Raw genomic sequence first — 16,483 nt, 5'->3', positions numbered from 1 at the left:
GGAATTATGATGAGTTATTTAGCCAAAGTACGGGAATCCAACCCGTTGATCCACAACATCACTAATATTGTGGTAGCCAATTTCTCAGCCAACGGTCTGTTGGCGCTTGGCGCCTCTCCCTTTATGGCGGATGCCCACGAAGAAGTGATCGACATCGCCGCTATGTCGTCTGCTGTAGTTCTAAATATCGGCACACTCAATGATTACGCCATTCAATCTATGTTGCTTGCTGGTAAATCCGCTAATAAACACAGGGTTCCCCTAGTGCTTGACCCGGTAGGTGCAGGCGCAACTTCTTATCGGACCGCTGTCACTCAAAAGCTAGTGAATGAGATGCAAATCACCGCACTGCGGGGGAATGTGGCTGAAGTCGCTAATGTCATTGGAGAGAGTTGGTCCATTAAAGGGGTGGATGCTGGCGAAGGTGAAGGCGATGTAGTCCTTTTGGCTGAAGCTGCTGCGAGGAAGTTAAGCTGTGTGGTCATCATAACTGGAAAAGACGATGTGATCACGAATGGAAAAAACACCTATATTGCTAGCAACGGTCACCCTATTCTCACGAAGGTTACAGGAACTGGCTGCTTGCTCAGCGCTGTTGTGGGGGCATTTCTCGCGGTAAGTGGCGGTGACTCGTTGGAGGCCGCAGTGGAAGCCCTCTCCTTCTATGGAGTAGCAGCTGAAATCGCCGCTGAACTAACAACTGGTCAAGGGCCGGGAAGCTTTCAGGTTGAGTTTCTAAATCAACTGACATGGGTCACACCAGAAGTCTTCCTAGAAAGATCCAGCATCAAACAGCTCAGTTAATGACCCTCAAAGGAGTGAATTCGATGATTATATCCAAAGCTCTAACCATTGCCGGCTCCGATAGCGGCGGTGGTGCTGGCATTCAGGCCGATCTAAAAACCTTTCAGGAGCTTTCTGTCTACGGCATGTCCGTCCTCACAGCTGTGACAGCGCAGAATACGCTTGGTGTCCAAGGGGTTTATCCAGTGACTCTGGACGCCATAATTCAGCAGCTTGATTCTATAGGACTTGACCTGCAACCAGATGCCGTAAAGACCGGGATGTTATTTAACAGTGACATCATCCGCATTGTGGCAGATAAAATTAAGTATTACGGCTGGTCTAATCTTGTAATTGATCCTGTGATGGTCGCTAAAGGAGGGTCCACACTGCTGCTGCAGGAGGCGGTTCAATCCTTAATCAGCCATCTGCTGCCCTTAGCATTGGTGACGACACCCAATATTCCCGAAGCCGAAATGATCACAAAGATGACGATCTCCACCATCGAAGAACGCAAAAAAGCAGCCAAAATCATTCATGGCATGGGCTCCAAATATGTAGTGCTAAAAGGGGGACATGATACCTCGACCACAGCCGTAACCGATCTTCTATATGATGGCGACGAATATACCTTATTGGAGAGTAGCCGGATTCAGACCAGACATACGCATGGTACAGGCTGCACCTATTCAGCAGCAGTCACCGCCGAGCTAGCCAAAGGCAAATCCGTAGCAGAGGCCATTCAAACTGCCAAAGCATTTATACAAGCGGCGATCGAGGACGAGCTGAGCATAGGGGCTGGGCATGGACCAACCAATCATTTTGCTTATCAGAACAGACTGCGAGGGATAAACAGTGCAACGAATGAACAGTGAACATCTGCGAGATCTATTAAAAGTCTATTTCATTATGGGCAGCGTAAATTGCCGTAAAGCTCCAGTTAAGGTGCTGCAGGAAGCGGTTGCTGGGGGCATAACCATGTTTCAATTCCGTGAAAAGGGTACCGGTTCCTTAAGCGATAAGGCTCGACTTAATCTTGGGAGACGACTTCAAAAGATTTGTCATGCCAATGGCGTGCCCTTTATCGTGAATGACGACATTGATTTAGCGATCGCGCTTGATGCGGACGGAATTCATGTAGGACAGGAGGATACACCTGCATTGGCAATCCGCCAGCTACTTGGAGAGAATAAAATCATTGGTGTATCCGCTCACTCTTTCGTTGAAGCTCAGCAAGCGATTGCCGATGGAGCCGACTATCTGGGCGTGGGTCCCATTTATCCTACGTCATCCAAGGAGGATGCCAAAGCTGTTCAAGGCACTGCGATTATTGAAGAACTAAGAAATAAAGGCATTACCATCCCTTTGGTTGGCATTGGGGGAATCACGCTGCAAAATGTTGCACCTGTATTAGCAGCCGGTGCGGATGGGATCTCTGTTATCTCAGCGATTACCGGAGCTGTAGACATTACCCCAACTGCCAGAGGCTTTGTTGACAAAGTTAGTTTAAGCGGGACATAAGCTCATTCAGCTCTTCACTGCTTAAATGCCGCCATTGTCCTAGCTCCAAGCCGTCTAATGTAATATTCATAATTCTTATGCGCTCCAGCTTTAGTACTCTATATCCTAACTCCTTGCTCATTCTGCGTATTTGCAGATTAAGACCTTGAGTTAGGATAATTCTAAACTGACATTCTGTGATCCGATAGACCTCACAAGGTTTCGTTGTGATTCCAAGAATGTTCACGCCGCTAGACATCGCTTGTAAGAATTCTGATGTAACCGGTTTGTCTACATTAACTACATATTCTTTTTCATGCCCATTCTCGGAACGCATCATTTTATTTACGATCTCTCCATCGTTGGTTAACAAAATGAGGCCTTCCGAGTTTTTATCTAATCTGCCGATCGCAAAGATCCGTGAAGGATACCCTACAAAATCAATAATGTTCCCAACTACATGTGGGGCTGCTGTACAGGTAATGCCTATCGGCTTATTCAAAGCGAGATACACTGGCTCCCCTTTACTGCTTGTTATCGGCTCCCCATCGATCCATACGATATCCTCTGGCTCTATAAGAATGTTCGCATCACAGACGATACCATTCACAGCGATTCGACCTGCAGCAATTAATCGTTTGGTTTCCCTTCTGGAACAAAAGCCTGTTTCGCTTATATATTTATCGATTCTCACTGCTGATCCTACTTTCTCTCTATATACTTACATCTGGTCATAAAAAAACACCTGATTTTAACGATCAAAATCAGATGTTAACCTTCAGGAATAACCCAGTTTATTGGAGCTATTTGGTGCTTCCGCTTTTTTTCACGTTACTGCCCTTGCTTCCACTTGCACCTTTAGCACCTGGAGCCGTCGTTGGGTCACCTTTAGCAGGTTTAACTGGTTTTGCTGTTTTGTTCCAGCGTGTCCAGCCTTTACTCCCCGTACCTCTGCCTGTGCCGCCACCTTTACTTTTTGCACCCATTATATCACTCCGTCAGTCATTCAGAATTCGTATAGTTTATACACTTTACCTATCTTACCACACTCTCAACCTTTCTGTTTAAGTAATAACAAAAGCTTCATCTAACTAGCCACCGTTTAGAATTTAGCATCTTTATTCATTTCATGAATATCAAAGCTATCCTCATGTATTTCGATGGCGATGACGGTGTCCTTTTTTTCAAAAAATTGCACATGCCCTAACCGCTTGTCCTCCAGCTCTATCCATCCATCATCGCTTAATTTATTAAAATAGCTGTCAGGCCGATAAAGACCTTGTTCTCCCCCTATATTATCCAACTCGTACTTTGCTCCAATTTTTATATTAGGGTTATTTGAATTTGTTATCACTTCGATTTCTTTGGCATTCTTCGGAATTGGAATTTCAGCATTTATAGATGACACTCCATACTCTTGAGCTGACGATGTACAACCGCTTGTAAACAGGATTAATGGTAACCAAATAAAAGCTAATAAATATTTATTCAAAGGTATCCTCTCCTTTCATAACTTATTTTACCAAATGTAAAATTAAAATAAAAACACCCCACCAAAGACTAAGCTTTGATGAGGTGTCTATTCACATCAGCTTTGCAGCTCATGCATGGACTTATTTCGGTTGAATATAACCTTCTGCTTTCAGAAGCTCAGCGATCAACACAGCACCGCCAGCTGCTCCGCGCAGCGTGTTATGGGAGAGACCTACGAATTTGTAATCATAGAGGGCATCTTCGCGAAGTCTGCCCGTCGATACGCCCATTCCGTTCTCAATATCACGATCCAGCTTGGTCTGTGGACGATTGTCCTCTTCAAAATAGGTAATGAACTGTTTAGGTGCGCTAGGCAGTTCAAGCTCCTGAGGACGTCCTTTAAAGCTCTTCCAGAGATTCAGAATCTCTTCTTTGGACGGTTTTTTCTCAAAAGAAACAAATACAGCAGCCATATGTCCATCCGCTACAGGCACACGGATACACTGCGAAGTAATCGTTGGCGCTTCACTCTTTACGATACCCTCTTCTTCAACGCTTCCCCAGATCCGCAAAGGCTCTTGCTCACTCTTCTCTTCTTCGCCACCGATGTAAGGAATCACGTTATCCAGCATTTCTGGCCAGTCCGCAAAAGTCTTTCCTGCACCAGAAATAGCTTGGTAGGTAGTGACCACCACTTTAGATGGATTGAAGTCTTTGAGCGCATGAAGTGCAGGCACATAACTTTGAATGGAGCAGTTAGGTTTAACTGCAATGAACCCTGTCTCTGTTCCCAGACGTTTTCTTTGCTGTGCAATAACCTCAAGATGCTCCGGATTAATCTCAGGAATGACCATAGGCACGTCAGGCGTCCAGCGATGCGCTGAGTTATTGGAGATTACTGGCGTTCCGGTGCGAGCATAAGCCTCTTCGAGCGCTTTAATCTCATCTTTTTTCATGTCAACAGCACAAAAGATCAAATCTACATCCGCAGCTACTTCCTCTACCTTAGAAGCGTCTTGGACCATAATATTCTTTACGTTCTCAGGCATTGGAGTAGATAACTTCCATCTGCCCTTGGCCGATTCTTCATACGTTTTTCCAGCAGATCTAGCACTGGCAGCAATCGCAGTTACTTCAAACCAAGGATGATTCTCTAGAAGGGCAATAAAACGTTGTCCTACCATACCTGTGCCGCCAACTATGCCGGCTCTTAGCTTTCTTGACATCAGAAAATACACTTCCTTTTGATTAACTGTCCTATTGTGAATAATAGGCCGATAATTAATGATATACGGCGCGGGAACATTTGGCGAGTGTTAACATCAAAATAACATTAAAAATTTTATTTTTAGCAGATTATATTGAATTTCATTAGTGCGAATAAAAGAAATAGCTGCACTCAGTACAATTATAAGTATATTTTCTGCTTAGACAACTCTTTAACTGCATTCTCTACAACTATTTCCCCGAAAAATAATGGAAATGCCCTCTAAGCGAACTTTTAGATGTAAGAAATGCAACTAAATCGCATCTGCCGAGCATTTTATAGCATATAGTTGTAGGAAATACATCTATTTGCGATTGGTGAGTATAAACAGCAATTGGCGATTAGCAATCAGCGATTAGCGATCAGCGATTAGCTATTCACGTTTACAAGCTGCTTCTGCCAACTAATCGTTTCTTACCCACGCTCATTTAAACCAACCTTTTTCCTTAAATCGAGTGATTGCCTCGATGCGGTTACCTACATCCAGCTTATCTAGTATAACAGAGATGTAATTCCGGACTGTACCCGTGGTAATGTACAATTGGCTGGCGATCTCTTTTGTATTTTTGCCGTCGGCAATGAGTCCAAGTACTTCCTTCTCCCGCTGAGTCAGAGGATTCACTTCACCGCTGTAGGCTTCATCCATTAGCTCCGGTGCATACATGCGTCGGCCTGCCATCACATTACGTATCGAAAGTGCCAGTTCTTCGCTAGGACTGTCTTTCAGCAAATAAGCATGAACTCCCGCCTTGAGCGCACGTTCGAAATATCCCGCACGGGCAAAGGTGGTTAATATCATCGTTTTGCAGCCGCTATTCTTCAGCGCTTCCGCAGCGTCGAGACCACTCATCGCTGGCATTTCAATATCCATAATACAGATATCCGGCTTATGCTGCTGAACCATCGCTACAGCTTCTTCCCCGTTGCTTGCCCGGCCCACTACCTTCATATCCTCTTCTAAATCCAACAAAGATGCCAGCGCTCCAAGGAGCATCCGCTGATCCTCAGCGATTACAATCTTAATCATTATAAGGTTACCTCCTGTTCCGGATGCTTAAATGCATTAGGGACCTTAATCACGATCGTAGTTCCCCCATCTTGCACGATATCCATACAGCCATTCACAAATTCAAGACGTTCCCGCATGCCTTGCAGCCCATGTCCTTTAAAATAAAGATCATTGCCCGGGATGCCGGTTCCATCATCTTTCACTTTAATGATCAGATCTGTACGCGTAGGTTCGATGATAATTGAGCAGGACTGTGCATTACTATGCTTCACAACATTTGTGACAGCTTCCTTAATACACATGCTGAGCACATTCTCCGTAATCAATGAAGTGTTAGAAAGTTTAGGATTGCCTTGCAAAACATAATCGATCTCCGCAGCCGCAAGAAACTGCTGAATATGAACGAGCTCGTCTTCAAGGCGAATGCCACGCATTCGCGTAATCATCTCCCGGACCTCTTTCAGTGCACTTCTCGCCGTCTGGCGTACATCATTGATCTCGGCTTTTGCTTGCGTCGGATTACTGTCGATAAGCTTTCCTGCCAAATCACTTTTCAGACCAATTAACGAAAGCTTCTGACCTAATGTATCGTGTAGATCACGTGAAATCCGCTGGCGTTCCTCGAGCTTAACCAATTCAGAGATTCGCTTATTAGCATCCTCCAATTGGTCTTGCAGCTTCCCTTGATTATTGCGGTTATAGGTACTGATTGGCAGCAGGATCACTGCAATCATACTGACAAGCACAAACGGAAGCTGGCTGATAAATACGGGATTACGCGACAGCAGCTCATAATTGATCGTAATAATCGTAGTCAGCAAATGAATGGAGTATAGGGTGAAAAACCCTACTCGATTCTGGATATTCCCAATAAAAAAGGCTAAAAAAAGCGCAAAATACATATATCCAAACAACAACGTCATCGTTATAGAGACAAGTATCTGCACGCTCGTCCAAAAATAAACTAACCAACCCTTGGAGACAAAAGAAAGCACATAACAAACAAAAAACACAGCGATCATCAAGATTCCCGAAACTACCTGGTAGGGAGAGGAGGACCGAAAGATGAAATAAAACGGTAGAATATAAAATACGACCCATACATAAGGGCTAAGACCTGTACTTTTATGAAAAATATGATGCCACTTCTGCATGTTCGCTCTCCTTTTTGCCATATGCCACTCACCCTATTCTAGCATAAATCCGGTAAAATCCGGTGAACCACAACGATAAAGAGAAAAAAGATTAGAGCGCGAATGAGTTCTCCGGCTCTAACCTTCCATTTTGCTGCTATTTGATTACAATGTGGACCATTATTCTCCCTGGAGTCTGGGCTTATGAACTTGCAGGACCTCGCCTGCTGTTTTAGGTTTATTTAATATGGACTTCATCTCTTTGAAACTGATGAAACGTTTATTTTCCTCATCCCAAAGACGGAAGTGAAGAGCCTTCAAGCTGGTACCAATCGTAATCGTTGTTGCTTTTTGTAGCGGTGGAGTCGCGTTATGCGCTTTTTCCAAATTATAGTTTGGCACCTTTGGACTTAAATGATGCACATGGTGGAAGCCGATGTTGCCCGTAATCCATTGCAGCACCTTCGGCAGCTTATAATATGAGCTGCCTTCAACCGCGGCCATCACATAACTCCATTCGGATTCATTCTCGAAATAAGAGTCTTCAAACTGATGTTGGACGTAGAACAACCATATGCCGAGAAACCCTGATACAAATGCTACAGGCAGCTGCACCATAAGAAATGCCTGCCAGCCAATAGCCCATATCAGCAAGCCATAAAGGGCTGCGATTGAAATATTCGTCAAATAGGTATTCATCCGCTCTTTGCGTCTAGCACCTTTAACATTAAAACGATACTGAATCATAAAAACAGCAATCGGTCCAAGACCAAACATCACGATGGGATTGCGGTAAATCCGGTAATATAGACGTTTCCAGAAGGAAGCTGCTGCGTATTCATCGACCGTCATAATCCAAATATCGCCGATCCCTCTTTTATCGAGATTACTGGAGCTGGCGTGGTGAATGGAATGACTATGTTTCCACTGCCGATAAGGAACCAGTGTCAGTACACCTGTGATCGTTCCGATAATATCATTCGCTTTACGATTCTTAAAAAACGATCCATGTGTGCAATCATGAAAAATAATAAAAGTTCGAATTACAAATCCTGCTGCAGGAATAGCTAACAGAAGGGTGAGCCAATAGGAAACGGATAAAGAGAAATAAGCTCCGCCCCATAACAGCACAAGTGGTCCTAAAGTATTGATGAGCTGTCTTATACTTGCGTTGCGGTCATTTTTCTCGTAAGGGGCTACACTCTTTTTAAGGCTGGAGAGCTGTGATGTCTGTTTTGTAGTCATCTATATCGTTTCCTCCTTGATGTGTCCGGCTAAGGATCTTTTCATCTACTCTAAGTATAGGCGATGAAGTATCATCCTATAAGTCATAAACATCAAGTAGAGAGTATGACAAATGTCATACTCTCATTCTAATCAATTTCCGTCAGCATTGCAGCCAACATCCATCTTCCTTCACTTCATATTGACCTTTGATCTCACCAATTCCATTAAGGATTAACGAATCTTTATTAAAAGTTGGAGGTTCATCTAATACTAAGTGCAGTTTATTAATATTTCGAAGGTCAGCTTTATAGTAGCTAATCACTGGCTTTTCCAGAAAATACTCCGCATCATTGATTTGGATTCGTAAATTATTCTTATGAATACATTTCTCATCTCCACCAATAATACCCATAGGATTAAAACCCGTAGATTTTATATCTCCTTCAATATACAGGTGGTACCCTTCAAGGCTGATAAAATCAATGAATTCCTTCTCCCTGATTGTTTTGACCGATTGCATAATTTCTTCCGTTTCTTTGCTGATGGATATCTCCTCGAAGGGAATGATGACTTGATCCACAAATTGCTTAAAAAACGCATATAAACTTAACTCCGACTTCATAAACTCTTCTTTCCAATCGGTGCGAAGCTCATCCAGCAGCAAACATATAAACAGTCCAGAACCATAGCAGCTTCTTCTAATATTTGCCGATGATTCAAGTTCATCTATTAAATACGAACTGAACTTCTGCAATACCTCCTCATTAGGAAGTGTGGATTTCTCGGCATAGGCATTTAATTCAACATACCAAGCGGGTCCTTCCAGCGTTTCAATAAGATATTCATTTAGCACGTACTCCCCGAGCAGCTGTTCTCTTTGTTGACGTAAGGCAATAAATCTGTACATTGCTTGATTACGCTCTTCAATAGTAGCTGCCATTACACTAAGATATAAATGATGTCTTTCTTGAATCCGCAATTCCATATTTTCGAGGGATAAAGGGTAGGTAATCATCAATAATTCATCTGCATAACGTTCATCTCCCATCAGGAATTGATAACCGTGAAATAATTCGTGTACACAAATGGCGTACAAGTCTTCGAATTCTTCATGTAATTCCAGATTAACGATGGCTGTAGGGTGATCCTCATATAAAATGATTGTATCTCCTGAGAATTCATTACTCCAAGGAAGCAAATGTGGATGATATCCTACCGTTTTAAATTTGGGATGATTGTACAGATACACGTTATCCTTATTATAAAATGCAAAAGAAACAGCCTCGAATCCTTTCCAATATTTCTGCAGCTTGTGGTTCGTTAAACACTTAACAATCATCTCCAAATGAAATTCCATCCCTTACCTCCTTGTTAATGGATCTGCTTAGTATGCTCTTCTCGGTATTCTGTTGGCGTTTGACCACTAGCCTTTTTAAAAACCTGTGTAAAATAACGCGGGTCCTGATAACCGACGAGAGGAGCTATCTGATACACTTTTACGTTGCTGCTCTGCAAAATATACTTCGCCCTCTCCATCCGGCAGTGTGTAACATACTCCAAAAAGGTATAGCCCGTTATTTGTTTATATAAAGTACAGAAATGACTGATACTGAGATCAGCCAGCTCCGCTACTTCCTCAATACTCAAATCTTTATGGTAATTACTCTCAATATAACGTTTCGCTTTCTCGATGGCGCTACGCGTATCCTCGCGATTCACAGGCTTGTTCCCTTGCTCCAATCGCACACCAAATTCTTCTTTCAGAGCAGAGATCACTTCATTTAAAGTGCCAAGATTGTGCATCTTGCTAAGCAATCCATGTAAAGACCAATCTGAATTTATATTCAAATACTCATAATTTCTGTACAACACAACGATCATTTCAACAAGAAGACGTTCAGCCATATCCTTAGGAACAGCTTGTGACTCAATAAATAAAGCAAGCTCATCAAATAAAGACCACATCCGGTCTCTATTTAAGGTACGTATACTTTCAATCAACGCGGTTTCCAGCTCTTTTGGGTATTTCACCTCTTTACTGCTAGGGAACGATATCTCTTCATCAATAAAGACCCCGGCAAGACCCGAATAGAACCGTTGATATAAGGCCTTCGCAGCCAGAGGGTAAACCGTACTTAATTGATCAATGCCTTGTGTGGTGCGGCTGATGCCTACGGAACAAGACTGCTTGGAGTATCTCTTGATCCCCGCTATCAAATGTTCACCAAGTTCTCTCCTGCTGGCGCTTAAAGATCCAGGGAACAGTAGTATCCACTCTCCATTATGAAACGGGAAAACCGTCAGCACTCCATGTTCCAGTGACCATTCTTCCACAATATTGCGGATTGCAAACAGCCATAGCCGTTTTTCTTCTACACTCCATTGATTGCTCAGTGTGGAGTAATCATCTAACTGGACAACAGCCATGAAATATCCGCTCTCCAGTTCACTGTTCTCCAGCCATTTCAGATGCTCAAGCGGCCTTGCATTTCCCAAAGTGATTTCTGCAAACAGACGTTCACGTGCAAGCAGTGACAGCATCTGCACAGAATGAATCAGCTGATCATTTTGCTTCTGTTCATCCAGCTTGGTTCTCGCGCGGTTTAACATTTCAACCAGTTCATCATGATCGATCGGCTTCAATAAATAATCAAAAGCGCCTTGACGTAATGCTTCTCTTGCATATTCGAACTCTCCGTACCCGCTTATAAAAATAAACACCAGCTTCGGATTTTTAGACAATACTTCCTTCATCAACGTAATCCCGTCAATTACGGGCATGCGAATATCACTAATCACGATATGTGGTGAAGTGTCTTCTATTAAGCGAAGAGCTAATTCTCCATTTCGTGCCTCTCCCACAATCTCCATCTGAAGATCATTCCATGGAATGGCTGCTTTTAAGCTACGAAGAATAATCGGCTCATCATCCACGATTATTACTTTATATTTCTCTTGTAACTCATCCATTCCCTGCACCTCCAGGATCATTGTACACTTGAGCTTTGGATCAAATTCCAATATTGAATGGAGGATGCCTGCACTTGCTTTAACGCTTGCTCAGCAGACATTTCTCCATTAATCATCTGTTCTATAACACTCAGGAACGTTTTTTTCACTTCTGGTGACAATACATTATCATAAGGGACAAAGCTCTTGCGGTTAACTTCCATCATATTCATGACTTGCGCGAATACGGGTCCTGTCTTCTCAGGATCAAAGGCGATGCGCATGGACGGAATTCTCAACCCTTCATATACAATCCGTGTCTGAACCTCCTGGGTGTAAAAAGCTTTCATGAGATCGAGCGCAGCCTCCCGCTTCGCTCCGCTTAGTTCGGAGGAAAGGCCGATGCCAAATGTATAACCGCCGGCTATCGAAGGTTGTTCCCCCTTCTTCAATGTGGGAAAAGGAATAACACCTACTTCATTTTGAAAATCCGTAGGAGCAGCTGCGCCGGCAAATAAATTGATATCCCAGTTTCCGTTTAGATACATCGCAGCCTTGCCGCTCGTAAATAGTCCCACCGCATTTTCTGTGGATAACACATTCGATTTCGTGCTGAAGGCACCTTCTTTAATCCATTGCTCCAAGTGCTGAAAAGCCTTTAAATAGGCCTCATTCTGAAAGCTGGCTTGATCTTCACCAGTAATTAGCTTCTCGATCAAGTCGGCGCCGGCATAACGATCCATTAAATAATGTGCAAAAATCCCTGCGGGCCAACGATCCTCGTTGCCAAGTGCAAATGGAATATACCCAGCCGACTTCAGCTTTAGTATGGCTGCATCAAGCTCTTGCAGCGTTTCTGGCGGCTTCAAACCCAGCTTTTCGAATATGGTTTTATTAAAATATAAGGGTTCAGCATTCCCTTCAATAGGCAAGCCATAAATATGGTTGTCAAAGGTCCAGAGATCCAGATCCTTGAATTGATTGGTCAGCGCATTCTCCCTGACGAAATCAGTCAGATCAATCAGGCGCTTAGAGCGCACATATGGCTCAATTTCCGCTCCACCGAACAAAACAAACATATCTGGCGGGGTGCCAGTAACCATCTCGTTCTTCAGCTTTTGATCACGGTGCAACGTCTGATCTAAACCTTCAAAGTTAACTTTCACATTTGGATGTTCTGATTGATATTTGTCCACGATATCTTCATAAATAGTCAACAGTGGCCGATCATGCTCTTTAATCCAGAAATGACGGAAAGTTAATGTGATTTTTTCTGGTGAATCATCTTCAATGGGTTCTTGCTTTCCTAAAGTTATAAATAAAACAGCACCCGAAATCAGCACTAGATATAACCACATCCAGCCCCATTTCAATAACCATTTTTTGATAACAATCTCCCCCTTCTTTCCGCACGGTCGATTACGGCAGTATTTTTGGTATTCGGATTCGGATGGTTGAACCAAAGCCGGGGGAAGAACACACTAGTATGCCGTATGGACTGCCGAATCGAATATTCAAGCGTTCATGCACATTTTTAAGCCCCACGCCGCTATCACTGTATTTCTTCTGAGCACTTCCCTCGTTATCCCAAAGACTCATCATCTTGGCAAGGTCAAAGCCGGGGCCGTTATCTTTTACGATAATGATCATATCCGTGCCCATTTCATAGGCCGTAATCTCAATGATCCCTGGGTCCTCCATCTGCTCAATCGCATGATACAGCGCATTCTCTACAATCGGCTGAACGATCAGCTTTTGTGTCATGAACGTCTTAAGACCATCCGAAAGATCTATGATATACGAGAATTTATCTTCGAAACGAAACTTCTGGATATCCAAATAATGACGGACATGCTCGAACTCCATATGCAGCGGAATCAGCTCCTGATTCTGACTGATGCTGATTCGCAGCAGCTTGCCGAGTGAGATGACCATTTTGCTAATATCTTTATTGCCTTGCAGCACTGCCATCGAATTAATCGATTCAAGTGAATTATAAATAAAATGAGGGTTAATCTGCGCCATTAGCGCTTGCATTTCTGCTTCCTTCTTACGTCCCTGCTCAGTCTCCACCTGCACAAGCAGCTCATTGATCTGCGTGCTCATCCGATTAAAGCCATCAATCAGCAAATCACTTTCATCATCAGCACGATAGGGTGTAGTGATCGGCGTAAATATCCCCTGCTTCACCCGCTTCATCCCGTTAACCGCACTATTAATACTATGAACGAGCCTCCGTACGAAATAGCGGTCGAACAAAATGGCGGACAACAGCGAAACAGTACTTAAAATAATCGCAATATTTCGGATGGATACAGATTCTGACGAGATTAGATTCATAGGTGTAATGGCTACTAAATACCAGGCTGCATTATGAGAAGGTAGGAAGGTTATAAGTGATTTTTCCCCCTGATAGTTGTCGATGTAATAGTCATGTTCTTTAGCATAATCATTTTGTAAAAAGGGGAAATCTGTGCGTTGTCCAATATGTTCACCGGATTTATTAAAAACAATATTTCCTAGCTTGTTGACCAGCAAAATATCTCCCTTCTTGAGGGTTGCTGCTTCCCAGAAAATCTGATCCAATAAATCAGGTTTTACATTAACAACCAGATATCCGATATCTTCGAGAGAATATGAATCTTTGATTACTCTTGCTTGTACAAGTACCGGATTGCCGGAGATCTCCGAGCCATTTTCTCCCGGTCCTGACCACACGGGCCGCCCTTCGGCGCCCTCCATCGCGTCAAACCAGCTTTGTCTCTTCAAGTCCTCAAAGGACATCGATGCATTGTATTGATAAATTAAACGATCTTTACTATAAAAACTAAATGAAGTAATCATCGGATGATCAATAAGATAACTGCTAAGCTCCTGCTTTCGATCATAAGTGATTACAAAGTTCTTCTGCTTCAGTGATTGCTGAACAACCGGCTGCGTAATTTTTGAATTCGTGATCGAGGTGATTTCACTAAGCGCGAATTTAAGCTTTCGATCCGTTTCAAGCAGTGAAATCCAGTAGAAGTTGCTTGATTTTTTCTCCATTGCATTAGAAAAATTAACGTAAGTGACGATCCCCATCAGAATAACCGGAATAAAGACGAGAAGAATAATAGCGAACAAGATTTTACGGCGGAGTTTCATGATATTCCCCTTCCCCCTGCTGTCTCTGTCCTCTAGTATTCTTCACAAAACCGCCTATTCCCTGTAAAGATCAAAAAGTAAGATCAGCTCTTAATAGCTCCAGAAGTAAGTCCAGCAATCACCCAGCGGCTAAATAACAGGAATACAATCAGCAGTGGCAAGGTTGCCGTAAATGTTGCTGACATGATCATTCCGTAGTCTAGACCATCGCGATTGGAGAACAGCTGCTGGAGCGCAATTTGAATTGTGAAATGCTCTTGATTCTTCAGTACCACTAAAGGCCAGAAGAAGTCATTCCAAACGGTCATAAAATTCAGTATACCTAGTGTAGCCATAGCTGGAGTAATGACCGGGATAGCGATGTTCCAGAAGATCCGGAAATGTCCGCCGCCATCGATCCGACCTGCTTCAATCAATTCCGTATGTACAGCTGTAGTGATATACTGCCGCATCCAGAAGATCCCGAAGGCATTAACCATCGCTGGGACAATAAGTGCCTTGAAAGAGTCAATCCAGTGGAGCTTGGCCATAATTACGTAAGTAGGTAATACACCAAGCTGCTGAGGCACAAATAATGTAGCAATTACAAAGTAGAACAGAACATTTTTAAACGGAAATTCATATTTGGCAAAGGCATAACCTGCCAGTGTACAGAAAAACACGACCGATATTGTAACCATAGAAGAGACAAATAAAGAGTTGCCCAAGGCTTGAAAGAAGTCCGTTTTGTCCAGTACCCGCTGGAAATTCTCAAAAAACTGGTCTCCAACCGTAAGTAAAGGTGGCACATGGAATACTGCGCCTCTGTCATTAGTGCCAACTACAAACATCCAATAAAAAGGAAAGATGGACACGAGCGCACCAACAATCAGCAGCAGATAAAATCCTAACTTGCCGATGATCCCTAGATCATCCGGATCTTTTTTAAATACACGCAGCGTACTCACGCTTTACCCCCTCCCGTATCTCCACCCATGCGATTTGAGACCAGCATATTGAGGACAGAGAAAATAATCGTGACCAGGAACAGCAAGACTGCCGTAGCTGCTGCCGTACCAAAAAATCCGTTGCGGAATGCTTCGCTATACAAATAAGTAACCATAGTGATTCCTTCCTGACGTGTAGATCCAGTTCCCGCTTGGCCCAAAAATACATAAGGCTCAGTGAACAGCTGCAAGGCACCTATAGTTGAAAGCAAGGTAACAAATACAATGAATGGCTTCAATAGCGGTAACGTTATAAAGGTTAGCTGTTGTCTTCTGTTCGCACCGTCAATACGTGCCGCTTCATATAGATCCGTAGGGATACTTTGCAAGCCTGATAGAAAAATAATGGCATTATACCCCGTCCAGCGCCACATAACCATCGTAGAAATGGCGATTTTAACGCCCCACCAGCCAGAGTTGAAGGCCATACTATCCAGTCCCAAGCCGTTTAGAATCCAGTTGATCATTCCGTTGTTGCCAAACAGTGTACTGAACACGAGCGTAACCGCAACGATAGACGTAATATTAGGCATAAAAAATAAAACCCGGAACGTCTTCTTAAAGCGAGTCATCGCTGAATTCAGCAAAACAGCAATCAATAGAGCTAGTAATATCTGTGGAACAGTACCCATAAGCCCCATAATTAAAGTGTTGCTAAAAGAAATCCAGAAAGTCGGATCACTTGTGACCAGATCATAGTTTTTCCACCCTACAAATTTCATAGGATTCAGGGCATCCCATTTAAAGAACGAGAGATAGATCGTGAAAAAGATCGGATATAGTCCAAATATCGAGAACAGAATAAAAAAGGGCGAAATAAATGTGTACGCAGTGATGCGGCTCCTTCTTTGTTCAGTTAAAAAGCGGCGCTTGCTCTCGGCATGCGGACTTGAAATAACAGGTTGTGCCATGTCACACCTCCAGGTAATCTAACGTGTAAATCCGAATTCACAGAGAATGTTTCACTCTATGAATCCGGACCTTCTAGAAATTAAATTTCATAAGCTTGAAA

16 protein-coding genes are annotated in these 16,483 nt (G+C 43.2%); 3 read left to right on the top strand and 13 right to left on the bottom strand.

Annotation, left to right across the window (positions count from 1 at the left end; all coding sequences use genetic code 11):
- The first annotated feature begins 9 nt into the window (after window positions 1–9).
- The 3 genes from thiM to thiE are packed head-to-tail and all read left to right on the top strand — an operon-like array spanning window position 10 to window position 2,304.
- Window positions 10–804 carry a hydroxyethylthiazole kinase gene (gene thiM / locus NSQ66_RS12710; protein ID WP_038570426.1) on the top strand — a complete coding sequence of 265 codons (795 nt, stop codon included), beginning with the start codon at window positions 10–12 and terminating at the stop codon, window positions 802–804.
- 23 nt (window positions 805–827) lie between these two features.
- Window positions 828–1,658 carry a bifunctional hydroxymethylpyrimidine kinase/phosphomethylpyrimidine kinase gene (gene thiD, locus NSQ66_RS12705; RefSeq protein WP_170914225.1) on the top strand — a complete coding sequence of 277 codons (831 nt, stop codon included), beginning with the start codon at window positions 828–830 and terminating at the stop codon, window positions 1,656–1,658.
- On the top strand, window positions 1,648–2,304 hold the full coding sequence (thiE, locus tag NSQ66_RS12700) for a thiamine phosphate synthase (RefSeq protein ID WP_038570424.1): 657 nt from the start codon (window positions 1,648–1,650) through the stop codon (window positions 2,302–2,304). Before thiD ends, thiE begins: the two co-directional genes overlap by 11 nt.
- Here the strand turns inward: thiE and NSQ66_RS12695 are convergent.
- The 13 genes from NSQ66_RS12695 to NSQ66_RS12635 all read right to left on the bottom strand — a co-directional run bounded on the left by NSQ66_RS12695 (window position 2,285) and on the right by NSQ66_RS12635 (window position 16,382).
- Window positions 2,285–2,977 carry a pseudouridine synthase gene (locus NSQ66_RS12695; protein ID WP_038570422.1) on the bottom strand — a complete coding sequence of 231 codons (693 nt, stop codon included), beginning with the start codon at window positions 2,975–2,977 and terminating at the stop codon, window positions 2,285–2,287. The two genes, thiE and NSQ66_RS12695, sit on opposite strands and share 20 nt — an antisense overlap.
- A gap of 109 nt (window positions 2,978–3,086) precedes the next feature.
- Window positions 3,087–3,269: a DUF3934 family protein gene (locus tag NSQ66_RS12690; RefSeq protein ID WP_076141502.1), complete on the bottom strand. Its 183-nt coding sequence runs from the start codon at window positions 3,267–3,269 to the stop codon at window positions 3,087–3,089.
- A gap of 116 nt (window positions 3,270–3,385) precedes the next feature.
- Window positions 3,386–3,775 (bottom strand): hypothetical protein, encoded by a 390-nt coding sequence (locus NSQ66_RS12685; RefSeq protein WP_076141503.1) that lies wholly within the window; start codon window positions 3,773–3,775, stop codon window positions 3,386–3,388.
- A gap of 121 nt (window positions 3,776–3,896) precedes the next feature.
- On the bottom strand, window positions 3,897–4,982 hold the full coding sequence (gene asd / locus NSQ66_RS12680) for an aspartate-semialdehyde dehydrogenase (protein ID WP_038570412.1): 1,086 nt from the start codon (window positions 4,980–4,982) through the stop codon (window positions 3,897–3,899).
- Window positions 4,983–5,447: 465 nt separating this feature from the next.
- Window positions 5,448–6,050 carry a response regulator transcription factor gene (locus NSQ66_RS12675; protein WP_036686291.1) on the bottom strand — a complete coding sequence of 201 codons (603 nt, stop codon included), beginning with the start codon at window positions 6,048–6,050 and terminating at the stop codon, window positions 5,448–5,450.
- Complete coding sequence (locus NSQ66_RS12670; protein WP_036686290.1) at window positions 6,050–7,186, bottom strand: sensor histidine kinase; 1,137 nt, start codon at window positions 7,184–7,186, stop codon at window positions 6,050–6,052. Before NSQ66_RS12670 ends, NSQ66_RS12675 begins: the two co-directional genes overlap by 1 nt.
- A 159-nt stretch (window positions 7,187–7,345) precedes the next feature.
- A complete protein-coding gene (locus tag NSQ66_RS12665; protein WP_036686288.1) occupies window positions 7,346–8,410 on the bottom strand; it encodes a fatty acid desaturase in 1,065 nt (354 codons plus the stop codon).
- Between the two features lie 142 nt (window positions 8,411–8,552).
- Complete coding sequence (locus tag NSQ66_RS12660) at window positions 8,553–9,749, bottom strand: hypothetical protein (RefSeq protein ID WP_076213033.1); 1,197 nt, start codon at window positions 9,747–9,749, stop codon at window positions 8,553–8,555.
- 14 nt (window positions 9,750–9,763) lie between these two features.
- Complete coding sequence (locus tag NSQ66_RS12655) at window positions 9,764–11,362, bottom strand: response regulator (RefSeq protein ID WP_036686284.1); 1,599 nt, start codon at window positions 11,360–11,362, stop codon at window positions 9,764–9,766.
- A gap of 17 nt (window positions 11,363–11,379) precedes the next feature.
- Window positions 11,380–12,699, bottom strand: coding sequence for an extracellular solute-binding protein (locus NSQ66_RS12650; RefSeq protein ID WP_076144067.1), 1,320 nt, complete (start codon window positions 12,697–12,699; stop codon window positions 11,380–11,382).
- Between the two features lie 61 nt (window positions 12,700–12,760).
- The gene (locus tag NSQ66_RS12645; RefSeq protein WP_036686283.1) at window positions 12,761–14,485 is read right to left on the bottom strand and encodes a sensor histidine kinase; all 1,725 of its coding nucleotides are present in this window, start codon (window positions 14,483–14,485) and stop codon (window positions 12,761–12,763) included.
- Between the two features lie 83 nt (window positions 14,486–14,568).
- Window positions 14,569–15,432: a carbohydrate ABC transporter permease gene (locus NSQ66_RS12640; RefSeq protein ID WP_036686280.1), complete on the bottom strand. Its 864-nt coding sequence runs from the start codon at window positions 15,430–15,432 to the stop codon at window positions 14,569–14,571.
- On the bottom strand, window positions 15,429–16,382 hold the full coding sequence (locus NSQ66_RS12635; protein ID WP_036686279.1) for a sugar ABC transporter permease: 954 nt from the start codon (window positions 16,380–16,382) through the stop codon (window positions 15,429–15,431). The genes NSQ66_RS12640 and NSQ66_RS12635 overlap by 4 nt, the downstream gene beginning before the upstream one ends.
- Between the last annotated feature and the right edge of the window lie 101 nt (window positions 16,383–16,483).

The organism is Paenibacillus sp. FSL H3-0329 (assembly GCF_037963285.1).
Lineage (GTDB): Bacteria > Bacillota > Bacilli > Paenibacillales > Paenibacillaceae > Paenibacillus_AQ > Paenibacillus_AQ odorifer.
This window is presented reverse-complemented; position numbering and strand designations above follow the sequence as displayed.

Coding starts and splice junctions, on each gene's coding strand:
- thiM (WP_038570426.1), top strand. CDS start 10: ATGAGTTATTTAGCCAAAGTACGGGAATCCAACCCGTTGATCCACAAC.
- thiD (WP_170914225.1), top strand. CDS start 828: ATGATTATATCCAAAGCTCTAACCATTGCCGGCTCCGATAGCGGCGGT.
- thiE (WP_038570424.1), top strand. CDS start 1,648: ATGAACAGTGAACATCTGCGAGATCTATTAAAAGTCTATTTCATTATG.
- NSQ66_RS12690 (WP_076141502.1), bottom strand. CDS start 3,269: ATGGGTGCAAAAAGTAAAGGTGGCGGCACAGGCAGAGGTACGGGGAGT.
- asd (WP_038570412.1), bottom strand. CDS start 4,982: ATGTCAAGAAAGCTAAGAGCCGGCATAGTTGGCGGCACAGGTATGGTA.
- NSQ66_RS12675 (WP_036686291.1), bottom strand. CDS start 6,050: ATGATTAAGATTGTAATCGCTGAGGATCAGCGGATGCTCCTTGGAGCG.
- NSQ66_RS12670 (WP_036686290.1), bottom strand. CDS start 7,186: ATGCAGAAGTGGCATCATATTTTTCATAAAAGTACAGGTCTTAGCCCT.
- NSQ66_RS12665 (WP_036686288.1), bottom strand. CDS start 8,410: ATGACTACAAAACAGACATCACAGCTCTCCAGCCTTAAAAAGAGTGTA.
- NSQ66_RS12660 (WP_076213033.1), bottom strand. CDS start 9,749: ATGGAATTTCATTTGGAGATGATTGTTAAGTGTTTAACGAACCACAAG.
- NSQ66_RS12655 (WP_036686284.1), bottom strand. CDS start 11,362: ATGGATGAGTTACAAGAGAAATATAAAGTAATAATCGTGGATGATGAG.
- NSQ66_RS12650 (WP_076144067.1), bottom strand. CDS start 12,699: ATGTGGTTATATCTAGTGCTGATTTCGGGTGCTGTTTTATTTATAACT.
- NSQ66_RS12645 (WP_036686283.1), bottom strand. CDS start 14,485: ATGAAACTCCGCCGTAAAATCTTGTTCGCTATTATTCTTCTCGTCTTT.
- NSQ66_RS12635 (WP_036686279.1), bottom strand. CDS start 16,382: ATGGCACAACCTGTTATTTCAAGTCCGCATGCCGAGAGCAAGCGCCGC.